This window comes from Naumannella halotolerans (genome assembly GCF_004364645.1).
Taxonomy (GTDB): Bacteria; Actinomycetota; Actinomycetes; order Propionibacteriales; family Propionibacteriaceae; genus Naumannella; species Naumannella halotolerans.
In genome coordinates this window covers 2,219,151-2,236,636 of record NZ_SOAW01000001.1, presented here as the reverse complement: position 1 = coordinate 2,236,636, position 17,486 = coordinate 2,219,151, and the positions used below count along the sequence as shown (strand labels likewise).

15 protein-coding genes and 1 pseudogene are annotated in these 17,486 nt (G+C 69.2%); 3 read left to right on the top strand and 13 right to left on the bottom strand.

The features are described 5' to 3' along the window. Positions 1 to 7: 7 nt before the first annotated feature. Entirely contained in the window at positions 8 to 1,282 is a 1,275-nt protein-coding gene (locus tag CLV29_RS10405; protein WP_133754797.1) for a hypothetical protein, read from the bottom strand. Then, a complete protein-coding gene (gene rarD, locus CLV29_RS10400; RefSeq protein ID WP_133754796.1) occupies positions 1,275 to 2,366 on the bottom strand; it encodes an EamA family transporter RarD in 1,092 nt (363 codons plus the stop codon). Before rarD ends, CLV29_RS10405 begins: the two co-directional genes overlap by 8 nt. A gap of 234 nt (positions 2,367 to 2,600) precedes the next feature. On the opposite strand from rarD, the gene mptB (CLV29_RS10395) reads away from it, so the two are divergent. Both mptB (CLV29_RS10395) and mptB (CLV29_RS10390) read left to right on the top strand, forming a co-directional pair. After that, a complete protein-coding gene (mptB, locus tag CLV29_RS10395) occupies positions 2,601 to 4,127 on the top strand; it encodes a polyprenol phosphomannose-dependent alpha 1,6 mannosyltransferase MptB (protein ID WP_133754795.1) in 1,527 nt (508 codons plus the stop codon). Continuing rightward, on the top strand, positions 4,127 to 5,668 hold the full coding sequence (gene mptB / locus CLV29_RS10390) for a polyprenol phosphomannose-dependent alpha 1,6 mannosyltransferase MptB (protein ID WP_133754794.1): 1,542 nt from the start codon (positions 4,127 to 4,129) through the stop codon (positions 5,666 to 5,668). The genes mptB (CLV29_RS10395) and mptB (CLV29_RS10390) overlap by 1 nt, the downstream gene beginning before the upstream one ends. Positions 5,669 to 5,679: 11 nt before the next feature. Here mptB (CLV29_RS10390) and CLV29_RS10385 read toward each other — a convergent pair whose 3' ends face one another. The 10 genes and pseudogenes from CLV29_RS10385 to CLV29_RS10345 form a co-directional block, all read right to left on the bottom strand. After that, a complete protein-coding gene (locus CLV29_RS10385; RefSeq protein WP_133754793.1) occupies positions 5,680 to 6,690 on the bottom strand; it encodes a 3-hydroxyisobutyryl-CoA hydrolase in 1,011 nt (336 codons plus the stop codon). Positions 6,691 to 6,785: 95 nt separating this feature from the next. Continuing rightward, positions 6,786 to 7,583, bottom strand: coding sequence for an exodeoxyribonuclease III (locus tag CLV29_RS10380; protein ID WP_424991533.1), 798 nt, complete (start codon positions 7,581 to 7,583; stop codon positions 6,786 to 6,788). Between the two features lie 86 nt (positions 7,584 to 7,669). Next, a complete protein-coding gene (locus tag CLV29_RS10375; RefSeq protein WP_133754791.1) occupies positions 7,670 to 8,806 on the bottom strand; it encodes a lycopene cyclase family protein in 1,137 nt (378 codons plus the stop codon). A gap of 73 nt (positions 8,807 to 8,879) precedes the next feature. Next, positions 8,880 to 9,905: a Rieske (2Fe-2S) protein gene (locus CLV29_RS10370; protein WP_133754790.1), complete on the bottom strand. Its 1,026-nt coding sequence runs from the start codon at positions 9,903 to 9,905 to the stop codon at positions 8,880 to 8,882. Continuing rightward, complete coding sequence (locus CLV29_RS10365) at positions 9,902 to 10,846, bottom strand: phytoene/squalene synthase family protein (RefSeq protein WP_243831831.1); 945 nt, start codon at positions 10,844 to 10,846, stop codon at positions 9,902 to 9,904. The genes CLV29_RS10370 and CLV29_RS10365 overlap by 4 nt, the downstream gene beginning before the upstream one ends. Then, entirely contained in the window at positions 10,843 to 12,315 is a 1,473-nt protein-coding gene (locus tag CLV29_RS10360; RefSeq protein ID WP_133754789.1) for a phytoene desaturase family protein, read from the bottom strand. Before CLV29_RS10360 ends, CLV29_RS10365 begins: the two co-directional genes overlap by 4 nt. Continuing rightward, positions 12,312 to 13,409: a polyprenyl synthetase family protein gene (locus CLV29_RS10355; RefSeq protein WP_133754788.1), complete on the bottom strand. Its 1,098-nt coding sequence runs from the start codon at positions 13,407 to 13,409 to the stop codon at positions 12,312 to 12,314. Before CLV29_RS10355 ends, CLV29_RS10360 begins: the two co-directional genes overlap by 4 nt. Positions 13,410 to 13,437: 28 nt before the next feature. Beyond that, on the bottom strand, positions 13,438 to 14,016 hold the full coding sequence (gene idi, locus CLV29_RS17130; RefSeq protein WP_341799753.1) for an isopentenyl-diphosphate Delta-isomerase: 579 nt from the start codon (positions 14,014 to 14,016) through the stop codon (positions 13,438 to 13,440). A 126-nt stretch (positions 14,017 to 14,142) separates the two neighbouring features. Continuing rightward, positions 14,143 to 14,364: pseudogene (locus tag CLV29_RS17125) on the bottom strand (MarR family winged helix-turn-helix transcriptional regulator); the annotation flags it as partial. 74 nt (positions 14,365 to 14,438) lie between these two features. Continuing rightward, a complete protein-coding gene (locus CLV29_RS10345) occupies positions 14,439 to 16,067 on the bottom strand; it encodes an FAD-dependent oxidoreductase (RefSeq protein WP_133754786.1) in 1,629 nt (542 codons plus the stop codon). A gap of 125 nt (positions 16,068 to 16,192) precedes the next feature. On the opposite strand from CLV29_RS10345, the gene CLV29_RS10340 reads away from it, so the two are divergent. Continuing rightward, positions 16,193 to 16,978 carry a class I SAM-dependent methyltransferase gene (locus CLV29_RS10340; protein ID WP_243831830.1) on the top strand — a complete coding sequence of 262 codons (786 nt, stop codon included), beginning with the start codon at positions 16,193 to 16,195 and terminating at the stop codon, positions 16,976 to 16,978. Here CLV29_RS10340 and CLV29_RS10335 read toward each other — a convergent pair. Then, positions 16,969 to 17,460, bottom strand: coding sequence for a YajQ family cyclic di-GMP-binding protein (locus CLV29_RS10335; protein ID WP_133754785.1), 492 nt, complete (start codon positions 17,458 to 17,460; stop codon positions 16,969 to 16,971). The two genes, CLV29_RS10340 and CLV29_RS10335, sit on opposite strands and share 10 nt — an antisense overlap. Positions 17,461 to 17,486 lie beyond the last annotated feature (26 nt).

The window sequence follows — 17,486 nt, the reverse complement described above, 5'->3', positions numbered from 1 at the left end:
GCCCAGCTCAGCGCTGCGCCCAGCCGACCGTCGGTGGATCCTGGTCGAAGGCCACGGTGGCGGTGGTCTCGGCGGTCTGCGTCCGGGGCAGGATGTCCAGCGTCTCGCCGGCCCGCTGGGCCTGGCCGCTGATGGTGTAGTCGATGCTCAGATCGGCGACCGCGATCGGTGAGTCGTCGACCACGTTGACCTCGACCCCGTGCAGCGGGTCGTTCTGGATCTCCACGTCGATCGTCTCCGGCAGCACCTCACCGTCGCCGTCGATCTCGGAGTTCACCCTGATCGGACAGTTGTCCGGGGTCAGGTTGCCCTCGTTCAAGGCGGCGAAACACCGGTCGAGCTCGTTGCTGATCAGCGACAGCGCGTCGCGGCGGCCAGCATCGGTGAGTTCCATCGGCACCACGCCGAGCGGTCGGTCCGAAGCATTGTCCGGCACCTGCAACCGGGTGTCGATGTCCAGCGCCTCGCTGCTGGAGGTGATCAGGTAGTTGCCCGGGAAGACCGGGTAGGCGCCCGGCCCGGGCAGTTCCACCCCGTCGAGCAGGAACGGCATCCGCAGATCGTTCTCGGTGACCTGCAGCACCCCCCAGGTCTGCATGGTCCAGCGCCCGTTGGCCTTGCTGACGTCGAAGATGCCGGTGACCGGCTGGCCGCCCCGCTGGTACTCGACCTGCACCTGGGTGTCGTTGCTGGCCACGACCTCGATGTCGGTCAACGGGGCGCGATTGTTCGACGAGGCAAGCAGTTCGTCGGTCAGCAGCGGCGAGTCCGCCGGCGGTCGCGGACCGTAGCCCAGAACCTCCTCGGCATCGCCGGCGGCGATCGCCTGCAGGTACTCCTCGACGAAGCGGTCCGGTTTGATCGCCTGGTCGGCTGCGCCGAAGGCATTGCGGGCGACCAGGAAGGCGCCGGATGCCGCGACCAGGGCGAGGACGGTGACGATCACCCAACCGGCGATCCGGCGCCGACGCTCCTTCGGATCCTCACCCTCGTCGTAGTCGTCGTCACCGGAGTAGTCGGCATCGTCGTCCTCGGGATCGAATCCGGCGACAGCCGAGGTACGCAGCATCGTCTGCTCCGCGGGATCCTCGGCACCGGCCTGCCCGGTACCCGGTTCGGTGATCAACCGGGTGGCGTCGGGATCGTCTGCCGCCCGGTGATCGGCGGGGGGATCGGTCGGCGTGGCCGGACCGGCTGCCGCCACGTCTGCTGCGTCGAAGCCGCGGACGTTGGTCTCGGCGGCCAACTCCTCGTCGGCCGCCCGGCGTGGCCTGTCAGCCATCGGCAGATCTCCTCCTGTGTCGATCGGTCCTGCGCCTGCGTCCCGGATCGCCGGGGCCCCGGGTCGGCGGACCGGCGGTCGTACCGTCGTGCCCGGATGCGTGGTCGGCGGCCCTCAGCCTAACCCGAGGTGCGGGCAACAGTGCACCGACCGTGAGCACCAGCAGGGCCAGCCAGACCAGACCGAAGCCGATCCACCGGGCGGTCCCCATCGGTTCGCCGAACCACCAGACCCCCAGGACGAACTGCAGGGTCGGTGCCAGGTACTGGGCCAGGCCCATCGTCGACAGACCGAGCCGGGTCGCCGCATAGGCGAACCCGAGCAACGGTGCGACCGTGATCACGCCGCTGACCACCAGCAGCAGGGAGTACCCGGTCCCGAGGGCGCCGAAGGTGCCGCGGCCCTGCAGTCCCAGCCAGACCAGGTAGCCGATCGAGGGCAGCAGGACGAACCCGGATTCGATCACCAGGGTGACGATCGGATCGGCATCGGTGAACTTCTTGCAGACGCCGTAGGTGGCGAAGCTGGCCGCGAGGATCAGCGACACCCAGGGCGGGCGTCCGTAGTCGACGGTGAGCACGACCACCGCCGCAGCCGCCAGACCAACCGCCACCCACTGCGGCACCGACAACCGCTCGCCCAGCACCAACACCCCGGCCAGGATGGAGAGGATCGGATTGATGTAGTAACCGAGCGAGGCCTGCACCACCTGCTCGTGGGTGACCGCCCAGATGTAGGTACCCCAGTTGACGCTGATCACCACCGAGGCGAGGGCGAGCAACAGCAGCGCCCGCGGGCTGCCGAGGGTACGCCGGAGCTCCCGGCGGGCCACCAGCAAGGCGATCAGCAGTGCCAGCACGAAGGCCCAGACGATCCGATGGGCCAGCAACTCCACCGCACCGCTGCGATCGAGCAACGGCCAGAACAGCGGAACCAGACCCCAGAAGACGTAGGCACCGATGGCCGCCGCCAGACCGCGGCGCGAGGCGCGTCGATCGGCCTGCCCGTCCGGCACCGCCACCGGCTCGGGGGTCACCGAGGGGGCACCGAACTCACCGGCCGGATCGGTTGCTCGATCACCCACCGCCCCTCCTCAGTCCTGCTTCTGCTGTCGTACGGGGCCCGTCGTCGACCGACAGACCCCCGGCAGGCTATCGGGCGGGGTGCAGCCGGTCCGCCGACGCCGCCCGGTGGCCGGATCTGCGGCAGCTACGACCACGGACCGATCGAACAGTGGCGCGGACTCACGTAACCTGACCCGAGCGGGCACCGCTCGCGGTCAGTTGTGCCCTGCCCAGTCGAGCCCGGAAGGAGTGACATGCCGCACGTCATCGCCTCGGCATTGCTCTCCCGAACCGCCGGGCAGCTGCGATGGCTGCGCACCGAGACCGTCCGGACGTGGTCCCACAGCGGTGTCCGACGGGGATTGCTGGCCACCTCGTTGATCGCGATCGGTGGATTCAGCCGGGCCTTCACCCCGGAGAACTCGCCGTGGCTGGACGCGCTGCCCTGGCTGGAGACCTCCGCCAGCTGGCAGCTCGTCGCCTCGGTGCTCAGTGTGCTCGGCACGCTGATGCTGATCGACGCCTGGTTCCAGTTGCGGCCCCGGATCGGTCGTGCGCATCCGGACCTGCGGATCGTGATCGCGCTGTGGACGCTGCCGATGCTGCTCGGTCCGCCCATCTTCAGTCAGGACTCCTACGCTCTGGCCGCCGAGGGCTGGATGTTGCACAACAATGCCGACCCCTACACCCTCGGGGTGGGGATGATGCCGGGCGAGTTCGCCGAGCAGGCGGTGCTGGTCTGGCGCTACACCATCGCCCCCTACGGGCCGATCTCGCTGCAGATCAGCGAACTCGTGGTCGGATTGTTCAACTACAACCCGTACTGGTCGGCGACCCTGGGCATGCGACTGGTGTCGCTGGCCGGGGTGGCACTGATCGCCGGCTGCACCCCGGCGATCGCCCGTCACTTCGGCAAGGACCCGCAGTCGGCGGTCTGGTTCGCCGCGGTGAACCCGCTGACCATCACCCACCTGATCGGCGGGGCACACAACGATGCCTGGATGCTCGGGCTGGTGGTGCTGGCACTGTGGCTGGCCGTCAAGCATCGGTTCCTGCTGGCCTGCGCCTGTGTCGCCGCGGCCACCGCGATCAAACTGCCGGCCGTCGTGGTGGCCGTACCGGTCGCCTTGATCGCCTTCCCCCCACCCACCACCGGCCGCCGCTGGCACCGCGAGTTCGCCGCCATCCTGCACGTCTCGGTCGCCTCCGCCCTGAGCCTGGCGGCCTTCCTGGCGATCTCCATGGCCAGCGGCCTGGGTTGGGGCTGGATCGCCGGACTGTCGGTACCGGGCATCGTGGTCACGATGGCACCCTGGCGGGCCACCGGTGAGTTCCTCGGTCTGATCATGAACCAGTTCGGCTTCTACGACATCGGGCGACGGATGGGCCGGATCTTCACCGACACCGGGATCGCGGTCACCATCATCGCCATCCTCGCCCTGTTCCGCCGCTGGTTGCTGCGCAAGCCGAACAACTTCGGCGCAGCGGCGATGGCGCTGATCGCCCTCGGCGGACCGTCGCTGCACCCGTGGTACTTCACCTGGGGGCTCACCCTGTTCCCGTTCAGTGACCCCACCCCGATGCTGCGGCGGTTGACCTACCTGGCGATCACCCTCGGCATGTACGCCTCGGTGGTGCTGCTGTGCTACTTCAACGGCGCGCTGGCCATCGGGCTGATCGCCTTCATCCCGTTCTGCTGGCTGGCCTGGGTGAACGATCGGATCCATGTCCGGGGCACCGAGCTGAAGCAACCGGTGCCGGTAGGGAATCCGGTGGCCTGATGGATCTCTGGTTGGCACAGATGCACGCCCGCTGGCTGGTGGTCAGCGGGCTGGTACGCGAAGCCTGGGCGGTCCCGGCCGTCCGTCGGGGAATGCTGGCGAGCCTGCTGGTCGCCCTGGGGGCGATCTCCCCGGCGTACCTGCCGGAGAACTCGCCGTGGTACGACCTGGTCCCGTTCCTCACCACCAACCCGGTACGGGCCCTGACCACCGGGCTGACGCTGTTCGGCGTGATCATGCTGGCCGACGCCTGGTTCCGGTTGCGGCCCCGGTTCGACCGGCCGCAGGTCGACATGCGGGTGGTGGTCGCGCTGTGGACACTGCCGATGCTGTTCGGTCCGCCGGTGTTCAGCGACGACTCCTACGCCTACGCCGCGGAGGGGTGGCTGATCCACAACGCGGTCGACCCCTACGGAGTGGGCGGGGTCTCCCAGCTGCCCGGGTTCTGGGCCGAGCAGGTGGTTCCGGTCTGGCGCTACACCGCCGCACCGTACGGCCCGCTGGCGCTGCAGGTGAACCACTTGGTGGTGAGCCTGTTCGCCCTCGACCCGTACTGGTCGGCGACCCTGGGCATGCGGTTGGTCTCCTTGGTGAGCATGGTCGTGGTGGCCGCCTGTCTGCCGGCCCTGGCCCAGCGGGTCGGAGCCGACCCGGCGGTCGCGCTCTGGTTCGCCATCGGCAACCCGATCGTGATGCTGCACCTGATCGGCGGGGCGCACAACGACGCGCTGATGCTCGCCCTGCTGGTGTTGGCGCTGTGGATGGCCAACAAGGGACGGTTCCTGGTCGGCTGCACGCTGGTGGCCGCCGCGACGGCGGTGAAGATCCCGGCGATCGTCGGTGTGGTGGCCGTTGCCCTGATCGCCATGCCGCCGCCCCCCGCGGGACGGGCGACCACCTTCCAACGCCAGTTCCAGGCCGCCATCGTGGTCGCGGTGGGGACGATCACCAGCCTGCTCGCGTTCGTCGTGATCTCCCTGGCCTGTGGTCTGGGCTGGGGTTGGATCGAGGGGCTGAACGTACCCGGCATGGTCTTCACGATCGCCCCGACGACCCTGATGGGCAGCGCCGCGGCGGAAGTGCTGAACGTCTTCGGCCAGTACGACCTGGCTCGCCGGATGGTCCGGATCTTCCGCCAGGTCGGCATGATCATCACCGTCTTCGGTGTGCTCTACCTGTACTTCCGGCACGCCTTCCGCAAACCGATCGACTTCCTCGCCTATGCGCTGATTGCGATCACGTGTGGCGGCCCGGCGTTGCACCCGTGGTACCTCACCTGGTGGGGGACCTTCCTGCCGCTCACCCACTTCAACCGGCGGGCGATCCGGATCTCGGCCTGGGGTGTGGTGATCGTGCTGGCCTACAGCTTCATGCAGTTCGCCGAACGGAACGAGATGATGGTGCTCGGGCTGATCGGGGCAGCTTCGATCATCTGGTTCGGCTGGACCAACGATCGGGTGTGGACCCGGGACAACGAGTTCAACTCCGCGCCGGCCCGGATGGTGGTGAAGGCCGACCATCCGCGCCAGCACGTCGGCTGAGCCGTCGGCGGTCAGTCCTCGAAGGCGGCCGCCACCTCGTCGTCGGTGACCTGGTCGAAGGAGGAATGTCGCCAGGTCGGGTTCCGGTCCTTGTCGACGAGTTGGGCCCGGACGCCCTCCACGAAGTCGGGATTGCCGAGGAAGTGCTTGCCGAGGACGAAGTCCTGGTCCAGCACCTCGTTCACCGAAGACATCGTCGCCGCCCGCCGCAGGGCCGCCAGGGTGACCGCGACCGAGTAGGGCGAGCGCTTGGCCATGTCCTCGGCGGCGGTACGAGCCGCCGGGTCGCTGCTGGCCCTCAACTGTCGCAGGATCTGCACCGGGTCGGTGCTGTCGTAGGCCTGCAGCCAGTCCCCGAAGGGCGCTGCCGCCGGGGTGCTGAGGAAGTGGTCGATCGACTCGCCACGGCCCAGGGTTGCCAGCACCTCGGGGATTCGCTGCGAGTCGATCTGCGCATCGGCGAACCCGATGGCGATCGCCGTCGGGCCGTCGATCGTGGTGCCGGTCAGTGCCATGTGCACCCCGAAGTTCTGTGGTGCCCGGGACAGACACCACATCGCGCCGACGTCGGGGAACAACCCGATGATCGTCTCCGGCATCGCGATCTTCGTCCGCTCGGTGACCAGACGTACCTGCCCGTGGACCGAGACGCCGACTCCGCCGCCCATCACCACGCCGTCCATGATCGCCACATAGGGCTTGGGGTAGTCGGCGATCGTGGCGTTCAGCCGGTACTCGTCGCGCCAGAAGTTCGTCGGCGATTCCAGGTCACCGGCGAGGATCGCCTCGCGGATAGAACGGACGTCGCCGCCGGCACACAGGCCACGGTCGCCGGCGCCGGTGATCGCCACCGTGGCGATCGCGTCGTCCTCGGCCCATTCGTCGAGCTGTCGATTCAGCGCGTCGACCATCTCCCAGGTCAAGGCGTTGATCGCCTTCGGTCGGTTGAGCTCGATCAGCCCGAGCCGGCCGTCCACGGCGAAGCGGACCTGATCGGTTTCTGCAGTGAAGTAGTCGACCACGTCGGCAGCGTAATGCCCCGGGACGCGGTCTGGCTCGGCGGGTGGGCCGACCGGCCTGCGCGGGGTCCGGCCGGTTTGCCGCCCGGTGCTCGGGGTCAGACCCGGTAGTCCACCACCACCGGTGCGTGATCGCTGATCCGGGCCTCGTAGGACGGGTCGCGGTAGGTACCCCCGGTGACCGCTGCATCGGCCAGGGCCCGGCTGGCGAGCTGGTAGTCGATCCGCCAGCCCGCATCGTTGGTCCAGGCCTGGCCGCGCCAGCTCCACCAGGAGTAGGGGCCGGCCTGGTCGGGGTGCAGGGCGCGGACCACATCGGTGAGGGTCCGCGGGCCGAGGATCTGGCTGAACCATTCGCGCTCCTCGGCGAGGAAGCCGGGCGAGCGCCGGTTCGTCTTCGGGTTCTTCAGGTCGTTCTCGGTGTGGGCGATGTTGAAGTCGCCGGTGACCAGGAACTCGCGGCCGGCCTTGGCCGCGGCCCGGCGGGCCTTGGTCAGATGCCGCGCCAGGGCCGGCAGGTAGCGCATCTTGCGGTGGTAGGCCTCGATCCGTTCGGCGTCGTCGGGGGAGGCGCCCTTCGGCAGGTACAGCGAGGCGACGGTCAGCTCGGGCAGGTCGACCTCGATCCAGCGCCCCTCGGCGGCGAACTCCTTCGCGCCCATGGAGGTACGGACGTCGAGCGGCTTGGCCTTGCTGAGCACCGCGACACCGTTGCGGCCCTTCAGGCTGCCGGCGTCGCAACTGAGGTGGTACCCGTCGAAGACCCCTTCGGGGATCAGGTCGGGCTCGGCCCGTACCTCCTGCAGGGTGAGGACATCCGGGTCGTGTTCGGCCAACCACTGCCGCAGGCCGCGGCGGTCCGCAGCCCGGATGCCGTTGACGTTGAGGGTTCCGATCCTGAGCACAGCCAGCGATGCTAGCCGGGCCGACCGACCGACCACGAATGCTCACCGGGCGAGGAGCAACCGGGCGGTGGGCGCGCTCACCGAGCCGTCAGCAGGCTGCGGGCAGTGGCAGCGATCAGGGCGAGCCGGCCGGCCGGTGGCATCGCCTGCCACTGCGCGAACAGCGCCGCCGGGAAACCGGCACCGCGGCCGTCGAAGACCACCCGCTGCTGTTCGGTCGGCAGTCTGGCGAAGGCGTCGAAGAGTTCCACCGTGGCCGCCGGGGAGAGCTGCAGGAAGGCCCCCAGTGCGGTCCGCGCCAGCGGATCGGGCCGCTGCGGCAGGCGGCCCGGGTCACCCCGGGTGAGCGCGTTCACCCAGGTGTCGGTGTCCCGCAGCGATGCCAGCGCGGAGTACCCGGTGATCGGGTTGAGTTGTCCACCGGCCGCCCCGAACCGGATCACCCGGTCGGGCAACGGGTCGGCCGCACTGGGCAGCATCGGGATCCGGACTCGTTCGATCGTCGCGCCGGGTCCCTCGATCGCATCCGGCGGCACCCCGTAGCGCTGCAGGCGACGATGCAGCCGCCGTTGCAGCTCCGCCGGCGGCAGCGGTGGCTCACCGGCGAGGCAGGTCTCCTCCAGCAGCTCACGCCCCGGTGCGACCTCGACGGCATAGAGGAACGAGGCCGGTTCCTGCCACCGTGACGACCCGTCGAAGGGGGTCCAGTCCATCAGCACCGCCTCGGCGCCGGCCAGCACACCGGCGGCCGCCCGGGTCGGTACGACCACCCCGTGGGCGGTCTGCATCGGCACCCGGCGTCGCCGACCGGCCGGCGTGGCCCCGCGGGCGTCGATCACCCAGTGGGCCCTGCTGGTCAGCGCCGCGAAACCGTCCGGCCCGACCCGCGTTTCCTCGACCCGCGCACCGGCCAGGCTCAGCCGGGTGTGCAGCGCGGTGTTGTCGAGCACGAGATAGGGGTCGTCGATCTCCTGGGTGCCCCGGGTGCGCAGCACCGGGCGAGCCGTGCTGGCCACCACCTGGTCGTCCAGCCAGCCCGGCAACTGGTGCCGCCAGCCCGACAGGGTCTGTCGCCACACCCGCTCCGGACAGGGGTCGATCACCAACACCTCGGCACCGGCCTGCAACAGTCGATGGGCCAACGCCCGGCCCGCCGGCCCCAGCCCGACGACGGCCACGTCGACCTGCGACGACCTGCCCGTCGACCGATTCACGACCGCTGCCCGTCCATGATCATTCCGGCACGAAGATCATCGGATTCCATGATCACAACCGGTGAGTGGTCGTTCACCGGGAACCGGACTCCTGGCGAACCTGTTGCCGGTGGCGGATCTCGTACCTGCGCTCGGCGTACTCACCGTCGTCGACCCACAGTTGCAATGCGGTCCGCCGCATCAACGGTTTGATCACACCGGACATTGCCCGGCCGAGGGAGAACCCGGGGCGATCGGAGTGGGCGATGGTCGCCTCGGTCATCATGGTCCGGGGCAGTCCCTGGGAGTCGAGTCCGAGGAAGGTGGCATGGGTCTCCACCACCGAGCCCGCGCCTTCACCCCGCACGATCGTCATCACGATCGTCCGCGCATCGGGACAGCGGAACTCCGCCGTCACCGGCACACCCCAGGTACGACTGAGCCGGAAGGTGACATCGACGGTCAGCACCTCGTCGTCGCTGGCCGATTCGTCGACGGTCAGGTCGGAGAAGGCATAGGGGTGGAACCAGGCGCCGTGCCACGGGTCCAGTCGATTCGCCACCACGTCATCGGGTTCACAGACCAGTGCCCGGGCCGCGACCGCACTGATCGCCCGGTCCAGCGGCGGTCGCGGGGTGATGGTCGGCTCGGCCGACAGTTCCTCACCGGGGGTGGGCAGGCGTACCCACAACAGGACGCCGTCGTCGACGGCCGGCAGGGTACGCCAGGCGCCGATCCCCTCGGGTGGCAGCTGCATCCCGTGCCACCGGCAGTGCAGGACCCCGTCGAAGACCGGACAGCGGTCGAGCAGGGCTCCCATGTGCGGACAGGACCCCGGTCCGGCATGGACCCTGCCGTCGGCGCGCCAGAGCACCAATTCCTGGCCCGCAACGGTCCGGGTGATCGACTCGGCCGTCGGCAGGGAGGCCGAAGAGCCGACCACATGCCAGCCGCCGGGATCGCCCTGCTTGGCCCGTCGCAGGGCACGTTCGATCCGGCCGATGCGGGCCTGCTGCCAGGTGGGGCGGATCCGGTCCAGGGAGTCCTCGGGCAGGTAGCGGATCGGGGTTCGCCGGTGGACCTCCTGCTGCAGCCGGGCCAGTCGTCCGTGTTCGCTCATTGGATTCCCTCCACCGTCACCGGAGATCTGGGCTGCAGTCGGTGCATCCGTGCGTGGACCGTCGGTCCGACGATCGCCGCCAGGGCAGCGGTGGCGGCCTTGCGGGGCAGCGGTACCCGTGCCCGGCGGGCGAACACGTCGTAGTCGTTGGCCTCGATCCGATCGAGGATCTGCGAATAGAGCACCCGGGCGGTACCGACGCAGGTGGCCGAGGGACGTGGCAGGTAGGTCAGTCCCTCATCGGCGATCGCGTACAGCTCGCGGTTGCGGGCGATCTGGAAGGCCAGCATCTCCCGCCAGGCGCGGTCATTGCGGCGATCGGCCGGATCGGTGCCGAAGCGTCGCAGGTCCTCCTGCGGCAGGTAGACCCGACCGCGCTGCAGGTCCTCGCCGACATCGCGCAGGAAATTGGTCAGCTGGAAGGCGAAGCCGAGCGCACGGGCCGGTCGCAGTGCCCGCGCCGAGCGGGGGTGCAGGACGGGCAACATCATCTCCCCGATCACCGCCGCCGAGCCCTCCATGTAACCCAGCAGGTCCTGCCAGGTCTGGTAGCTGTCGGTCACCAGGTCCATCGCCATCGCGTCGAAGAAGCGGTCGAAACACTCCGGTTCGATGCCGGCGCTGCGGACACTGGTGGCGATCGCGGCGAACACCGGACGGGCCCGGTGCGGGGTACGCAGGCTCTCGTCGAACTCGGCTCGGAAGTCCTGCAATGCCTGCCGGGTAGCGGTGTTGGCCGGGCCGAGGGTGGCGCCGGGGGCGTCGACGATGTCATCGGCCAGCCGGCACAGTGCATAGACCGCGTGGACATGTCGCCGATCCTGCTTCGGCAACAGCATCGCACCCCAGAAGTAGGTGGTGCCGTGGGCCCAGGTCAGCCTGCTGCACTGGGCGTACCCGGCTTCGATGTGCTCGCTGTCGCTCATCGCGGTGTCGGTCATCGGCGTCTGCCGAACCATCGGTCGACCCGGTGGGAGACCAGCTTGCCGCTGATCAGCACCATCGGTACACCGACCCCGGGGACGGTGGAGGAGCCGGCGAAGAACACCCCCGGTACGCGGGGTTCGAGGTTCGAGGGGCGGAACGGGCCGGTTTGGGAGAACACATGGGCCAGGCCGAAGGGGGTGCCGCCGGCCAGGCCCTCGGCCTCCCATTCGGTCGGTGTGACCAGCCGTTCGGTGACGATGTCGGTCGGGTAGTCGTTGGCGGCGAGGAACTCGGCCAGGCGTTCGCGGATCGGTCCGCGTTCGCGGGTCCAGTCCACACCGCGACCGGTCCCCGGTACGGGTTCGAGGACGTAGAGCGTGTGGGCCCCGTCGGGCGCCAGACCGGGTTCGCCGAGGCTGCTGACGGTGACCAGCCGTGACGGGTCGGGCATGCAGACACCTCGATCGACCAGTGCCTCGAAGGATTCGGCCCACTGCTCACCGAAGTGGATGTTGTGGTGGGCGGCACGTTGCGGCAGCTCTCCGCGTACCCCCAGATGCCAGACCACCGCCGAGGGGGAGTACACCGGTCTGCGGACCGCGCGGGGTGGTTGCAGTTCGGGCAGCAGCCGCCGGTACGCCTCGGGCAGATCGGTGGTGATCACCACGGCATCCGCGGCGATCGTGCCACCGGTGGTGTTCACGCCGGCGATCACACCGTCGCTGCGCCGGAGCAGTTCGGTGACCGTGGTGTCGGTGATGATCGTCGCCTTGTCGGCGAGCTCGGCAGCCAGCCCCGCCGCGACCGCACCCATACCTCCCTCGGGCAGGTAGACCCCGCGGACGGTGTCCATGTAGGTGATCACGCCGTAGACACCGAGCGCCTTGTCCGGGCGGAGACCGGCATAGAGGGCCTGGAAGGTCAGCATGCGCCGGACCCGGGGATCGGAGATCCGCTTGTCGATCATGCGTTGCAGGGAACCGAAGGCGCCCATGGACACCAGCCGGGCCACCGCCACCGGATTGCGCAACAGATCCAGCGGGGAGTCGAAGTTGCGGTCGATGAAGTTCAGCAGTTCGATCGTGTTCAACCGGTGCAGGAACTGCGCCAACTCCGAGAAGGCCTCTCCCTCGGCAGAACCGGCCAGGGCCGCGATCTCGGCGGCGGTCCGCGGCGTGCTGTCGCGGATCAGCAGTTCGCTGCCGTCGGCGAAACGGCCCCGGTAGCCCGGGTCGAGCCGGCGCATCGGCACCGCCCGCTGCTGACTGGAACCGATCGCGCGCAGCGGTTCGTCCAGCAACTCGGGCATGGTCATCACGGTCGGCCCGAGGTCGAAGGTGAACCCGTCCTGGCTCACCCGCCGGGCTCGGCCACCGAGCTGGTGGTCGCGCTCGACGATGCTCACCCGGTGTCCGGCCCCCAGCAGGTGGCAGGCGGCGGACAACCCGGCCAGACCGGAGCCGATGATCACGACATGGCTCATGCGGTCCGCCTCCGGAGCTGCTCGGCTGATCGGGTCAACCCGTCGACCGCCACCGGATCCAGATGGTGTCGGTCCAGTGCGGCCAGGGCGGTGTCGATCTCGTTGTCGATCATGGCCTCGACCTCCTGGCGTATGCCGGTGTCGATCATCTCCTGGCGTACCCGGTCGACCTCGTCCGAACCCGCCTGGTTGGCGGTGACCCGCCGCAGTCGGCGGCGCCCGTCGGTGGAGAACCGCTTCTCGGCCAGCAACAACAACACGGTCTGCTTGCCCGAGGTGAGGTCGTCGTCGATCGATTTGCCCGTCCTGCTCGGATCGCCGAAGGTCCCCAGCACATCGTCGCGCAGACCGTAGGCTCGCCCGAGATGCCGTCCGTACCCGGCCAGGCACTCCATCGCCGACGCGCTCGCCGCGCCGAGGTCGGCGCCGATCTGCAACGGGCGTTCGATGGTGTAGGAACCGGTCTTCAACCGGGCCACCTCCAGGGCCGCGATCCGGTCGTCGGGGCTGGTGCCGGTGAGGTCTGCGCGCTGACCCAGGACGAGTTCGATCACCATCGCCCGCCAGATCGATCGGGTCGCCGACGGCAGAGCGCCGATCAGGTGGTCGGCCTCGGCATGGGCGAGGTCACCGACCAGGATCGCGATGCTGTCGCCGAAGAGCTCGGCCCCGTGGTCCCCTCGGGCTTGCCGGTAGGCCTCGGTGGCCAGGACATGGCAGGTGGGGTGCCCGCGACGGGTCTCCGAACGGTCCATCACGTCGTCGTGGATGATCGCGAAGGCGTGCAACAGCTCGAAGGCCGCGCCGGCGGTGATCATCTGCTGCCGGCTGTGGTCGGGGCCGCCGGCGGCCAGCCATCCCCAGTGCACCATGGCCGGGCGTACCTGCTTGCCGCCGCCGACTGCTGCGGCGAGCAGGGACGGCAGATCGGTGGTGCCGAGGATCGGTGCCCGGTCACCGGCATGGGCGTTCCACTGCCGGGTGAGCTCGGCGATGCTGGTGCACAGTGCGTGCTCGACCGCGGCCAAGGTGGTACCGACCGCACGATGGTCGTCGGTGACCTCGGCCCAGGTTGCTGCGGAATCGTTGATCATGATCGTGTTCCGGCACAGAGGTGGATGATCATGAACGCCCCCAGGGGTCCGGGCCCAGCTGGACGATCTGTTCGACCGCCCACGGGCTCAACAATCGGGGGGTACGGGCTGCACAGTCGCGCAGGTCGTCCCAGCCGACCCAGTCGTACTCGGCCACCTCGCTCGGATCGGGGTCGATGCCCGCCGGGTCGATCCCACCGACCAGCACCGGGCAGAGTTCGTTCTCCACGACTCCGCCGGCATCGACCGCCCGGTAGGCGAAGTCGGGCAGGACCGTCTGCAGGTCCAATGGGGCGGTGCCGAGTTCCTCGGTGACGCGGCGTTCGGCTGCCTGTGCCGGTGTTTCCCCGGGACGCAGGTGGCCGCAGGCACTGTTCGTCCAGACCCCCGGCCAGGTCCGCTTGGTCAGCGCCCGCCGGGTGATCAGCACCCGGCCGTCGGGAGCCCGCAGGTAGGTGGAAAAGGCCAGATGCAGTGGGGTGTCGCTGTCATGGACCAAGGACTTCTCCGCAGTCCCCAGGCGGGTGCCCTGCTCGTCGACGAGCACCACCGGATCGGAGGTGGGTGGGCTCTGCGGGGTCAGCGCGCAGAGCAGCAGGTCGCGCAGGTGTTCGGCCTCGGCCGGGCTGACCTGCAGGGAGTCGGGGGAGCCGGCGTCGACCAGATGCGGCCAGATCGCGACCAGCCGGGACTCAGCGGTCTTGGTCAGTCGCAGAGTGGTCTGCCGCCCCCGGCCGCGGGTGCCCTGGCGGGAGATCAGCGAGTCGGCCTCCAACCGCTGGACGATGCCGGACATCCGCTGCGGGCTCATGTCGCAGGTGCGGGCGAGTTCTGCCGGGGTCTGCTCGGGCTGGGCCGCCAGCTGTCCCAGGACTGCGACTGTTGTCGGAGTCAGTCCGTAGGGTTCCAGATGCGGTGCCAATTCCAGGGTCAGCCGGTGCACCACATGCGCCATCGTGCAGAAGGTGGACGAGCGGATGAACTCGAGCGGGCTGGTCGGCGCCTGCGGTGACGGCATACCGCAATGTATCAAACATTTGATTCTTTTGTCGTGCGCTGCAGCAGCCGGTGCACCGGCTGGATCCAGGCAGCCCGGGGCGACGTCGGTGTGGTCCAGATGTCGGCTCCGGCGACACCCCAGTTCTCCAGCAGTCGATTGGCCGCCATCACTCCGGTGGTCGCCGCACGTTCCATCAGGGCGACCGGGTACGGACAGCGCACCCCGTCGCCGGCCAGCACCACCCGCGAGGACGGGGTGACCACTCCGGGGCGTTCGTGCCAGGGGGTCAGGCCGGGCAGCGGGCAGTCGGCACGCACCAGCCACTGGTCACCGAGGGTCCGCGCATGGCGCAGCTCGGGATGCAGTGACCATAGATGGCGGTCCAACTCCGCGCGCAGCTGCTCGTGATCGAACCCGGCCGGTAATGCGTAGGCGTGGAGCTCGACCACACTGCCCCCATTGGTGGCCGCCCAGTCGGCGGCACCGGACTCGAACTGGTGGATCATCGACACGTTGTCCAGCGGTCCGTACCCGGTGGTACCGAGGAAGTCGGCTGCGTCGGCGCGTACTCCGGTGTCGAACCAGCGGCGCCACACCGCGAACTCCGGTGCGGTCTGCAGTGCACCGACCGAGTCCACCCATTGCTGGTCGAATCCGCGCTGGTCGAATCCGCGCTGGTCGAATCCGCGCTGGTCGAATCCGCGCTGGTCGAATCCGCCCGTGTCGATCAAGGACCGGGTCGCCTGCAGGTCGGTGGCGATGACGACGGCATCGGCGCTGAGGGTCTGCCCGTCGATGCCGACCCGTACCCCGCGGTCGGCCAGTTCGATCGACCGGACCGGGGTGTCGGTACGCAGCTGCGCCCCCTGCTGGGTCAGCCATTGCGCCAGGGGTGCCCACAGGGCACGGTCGAAGTCGTCGGCGGCGACATCGAACAGCAGACCCTCGGCCGAGCCGAGGAAGTAGCTGTGGAACATCGCCACGAGCTCTCCGGCCGAGAACTCCTCGGCGTCGGCGAAGAAGCTGCGGGCGAAGACCTCCAGGGCGAGGTGGCGACATTCGTCGGGGAAGCGCAGGCGGTCCAGCAGTTCGGCCGCCGAGATCCCGTCGTAGTCGCTGAAGGTGGCCGGGAACTCGACGTCCAGCAATCGCATCGCCCGCTCGGCGTCGACCTGCGGCAGTCGTCGCAAGGGGAAGCTGGGGGAACCCAGGACGAAGCCGAGCACATTCAGCGGGGGAGTGCGCGGTACCCGGGTGAACGAGTCGGTCTGTCCGGCGGCATGGCGCAGTGGGTAGTCCTCCACCGCGCGCAACCCGTTCAGCTCGGGATCGCCGCGACGCAACAGCGCACGCAGTTGGTAGTACTGCCGGAAGAAGGCGTGGAATCCTCGGCTCATGGTGGCCGGTGTGCCGTCGGCCAGTTCCACCGGCCAGGAACGTACCCGTCCGCCGAGTTGGGGCAACGACTCCAGCACGGTCACGGTGACGCCGCGTTCGGCCAGTTCCGCCGCCGCGGACAGCCCGGCGATGCCACCGCCGACGACGATCACCGAGCGTCCGTTGCTGCGGGGTGCGCCGCTCGGGCCTCGATGACATTCTGCGCGCCGGTCCCGGCCGGGTCGCCACTGTCGCGGGCGGTACGGGGGAACGGCTCTCATGCGGTGAGCCTAGCGGGTGCCGATCATGGTGCCCGGGCTGGATCGCTGCCGGTGGTGCTGACGGGACGGGCACCGATCGCTCCGACTTCGGCCCGATCGGGATCGGTCCGTGACAGGGTGGGGTGATGGACATGGGTGTTGCGGCCGACCGGGTGGGCCCGTTGCGCAAGGCGCAGGTGGCGGGGGAATTCGACCGGGTGGCCGACACCTACGACACGATGGTCGGGTTGAACCCGGGGTACGGGCGGCACCTACGGCTGGCCGCGGACGCCCTGCTCGACGAGGTGGAGGCAGCTCGGCCGCTGGTGTCCGACCCGGTGTTGCTCGACCTCGGATGCGGTTCGGGGCTGTCGACCCGGGCGCTGCTGGACGCGGCCCGGGAGCGGGGGATCCGACCCCGGATCATCGGTGTCGACGCCTCGGCCGGCATGCTCGCCCAGGCCCGCCGACGGCAGTGGCCCGCCGAGGTGCAGTTCGTCCATGCCCGGGCCGAGGAACTCGGCGAGCGTGGGTTTCCGGCTGCCGACGGCATCCTCGCCTGTTATCTGCTGCGTAATGTCACCGATCTGCAGCAGACGCTGCAGCAGCTGCATGCGGCATTGCGGACCGGTGCGCCGCTGGTGATCGAGGAGTACTCGGTGGCCGAGTCGGCTGCGGCCCGGCGTCGCTGGCAGGCGGTGAACACGATGATCATCGACCCGCTGGCCAGGCTGGTGGCCGGCCAGGCCGAGCTCTACCGCTACCTGCATGCCTCGGTGAACGAGTTCATCGGCATCGACGAACTCGCCCAGCGGCTTGCCCGGGCGGGATTCTCCGACCTCGCCCACCGCACCGTGAGCGGCTGGCAGCGCGACATCCTGCACCTGCTGCGGGCCCGGGCCGCAGGCCCGGCAGGGCCCGTTCAGCGGTAGTTGACGTACTGCACCGCGAAGTCGAAGTCGGCGTCGTTGATCAACTTCTGGATCGCCTGCAGATCGTCGCGGGACTTGCCCGAGATCCGCAGTTCGTCGCCCTGGATCTGCGCCTTCACACCCTTCGGTCCCTCGTCGCGGATCAGCTTGGAGACCTTCTTCGCGTTCTCCTGGCTGATGCCCTCGGTGGTGGTGGCGGTGATCTTGAACAACTTGCCCGAGCTGCGCGGGTCACCGGCATCGAGGGACTTCAGGCTTACCCCGCGACGTACCAGCTTGGATTCGAAGACGTCGAGCACGGCCTTCACCCGCTCCTCGGAGTTGGCCTCCATCTCGATCGCCTCACCGGACCAGGCGATGGAGGCGTCGGTGCCCTTGAAGTCGAACCGCTGGCGTACCTCCTTGGCCGCCTGGTTCAGGGCGTTGTCGACCTCCTGGCGATCGACCTTGCTCACCACGTCGAACGAACTCTCCTTGGCCACGTCTCTCCTTGGTCGTTGAACCGATG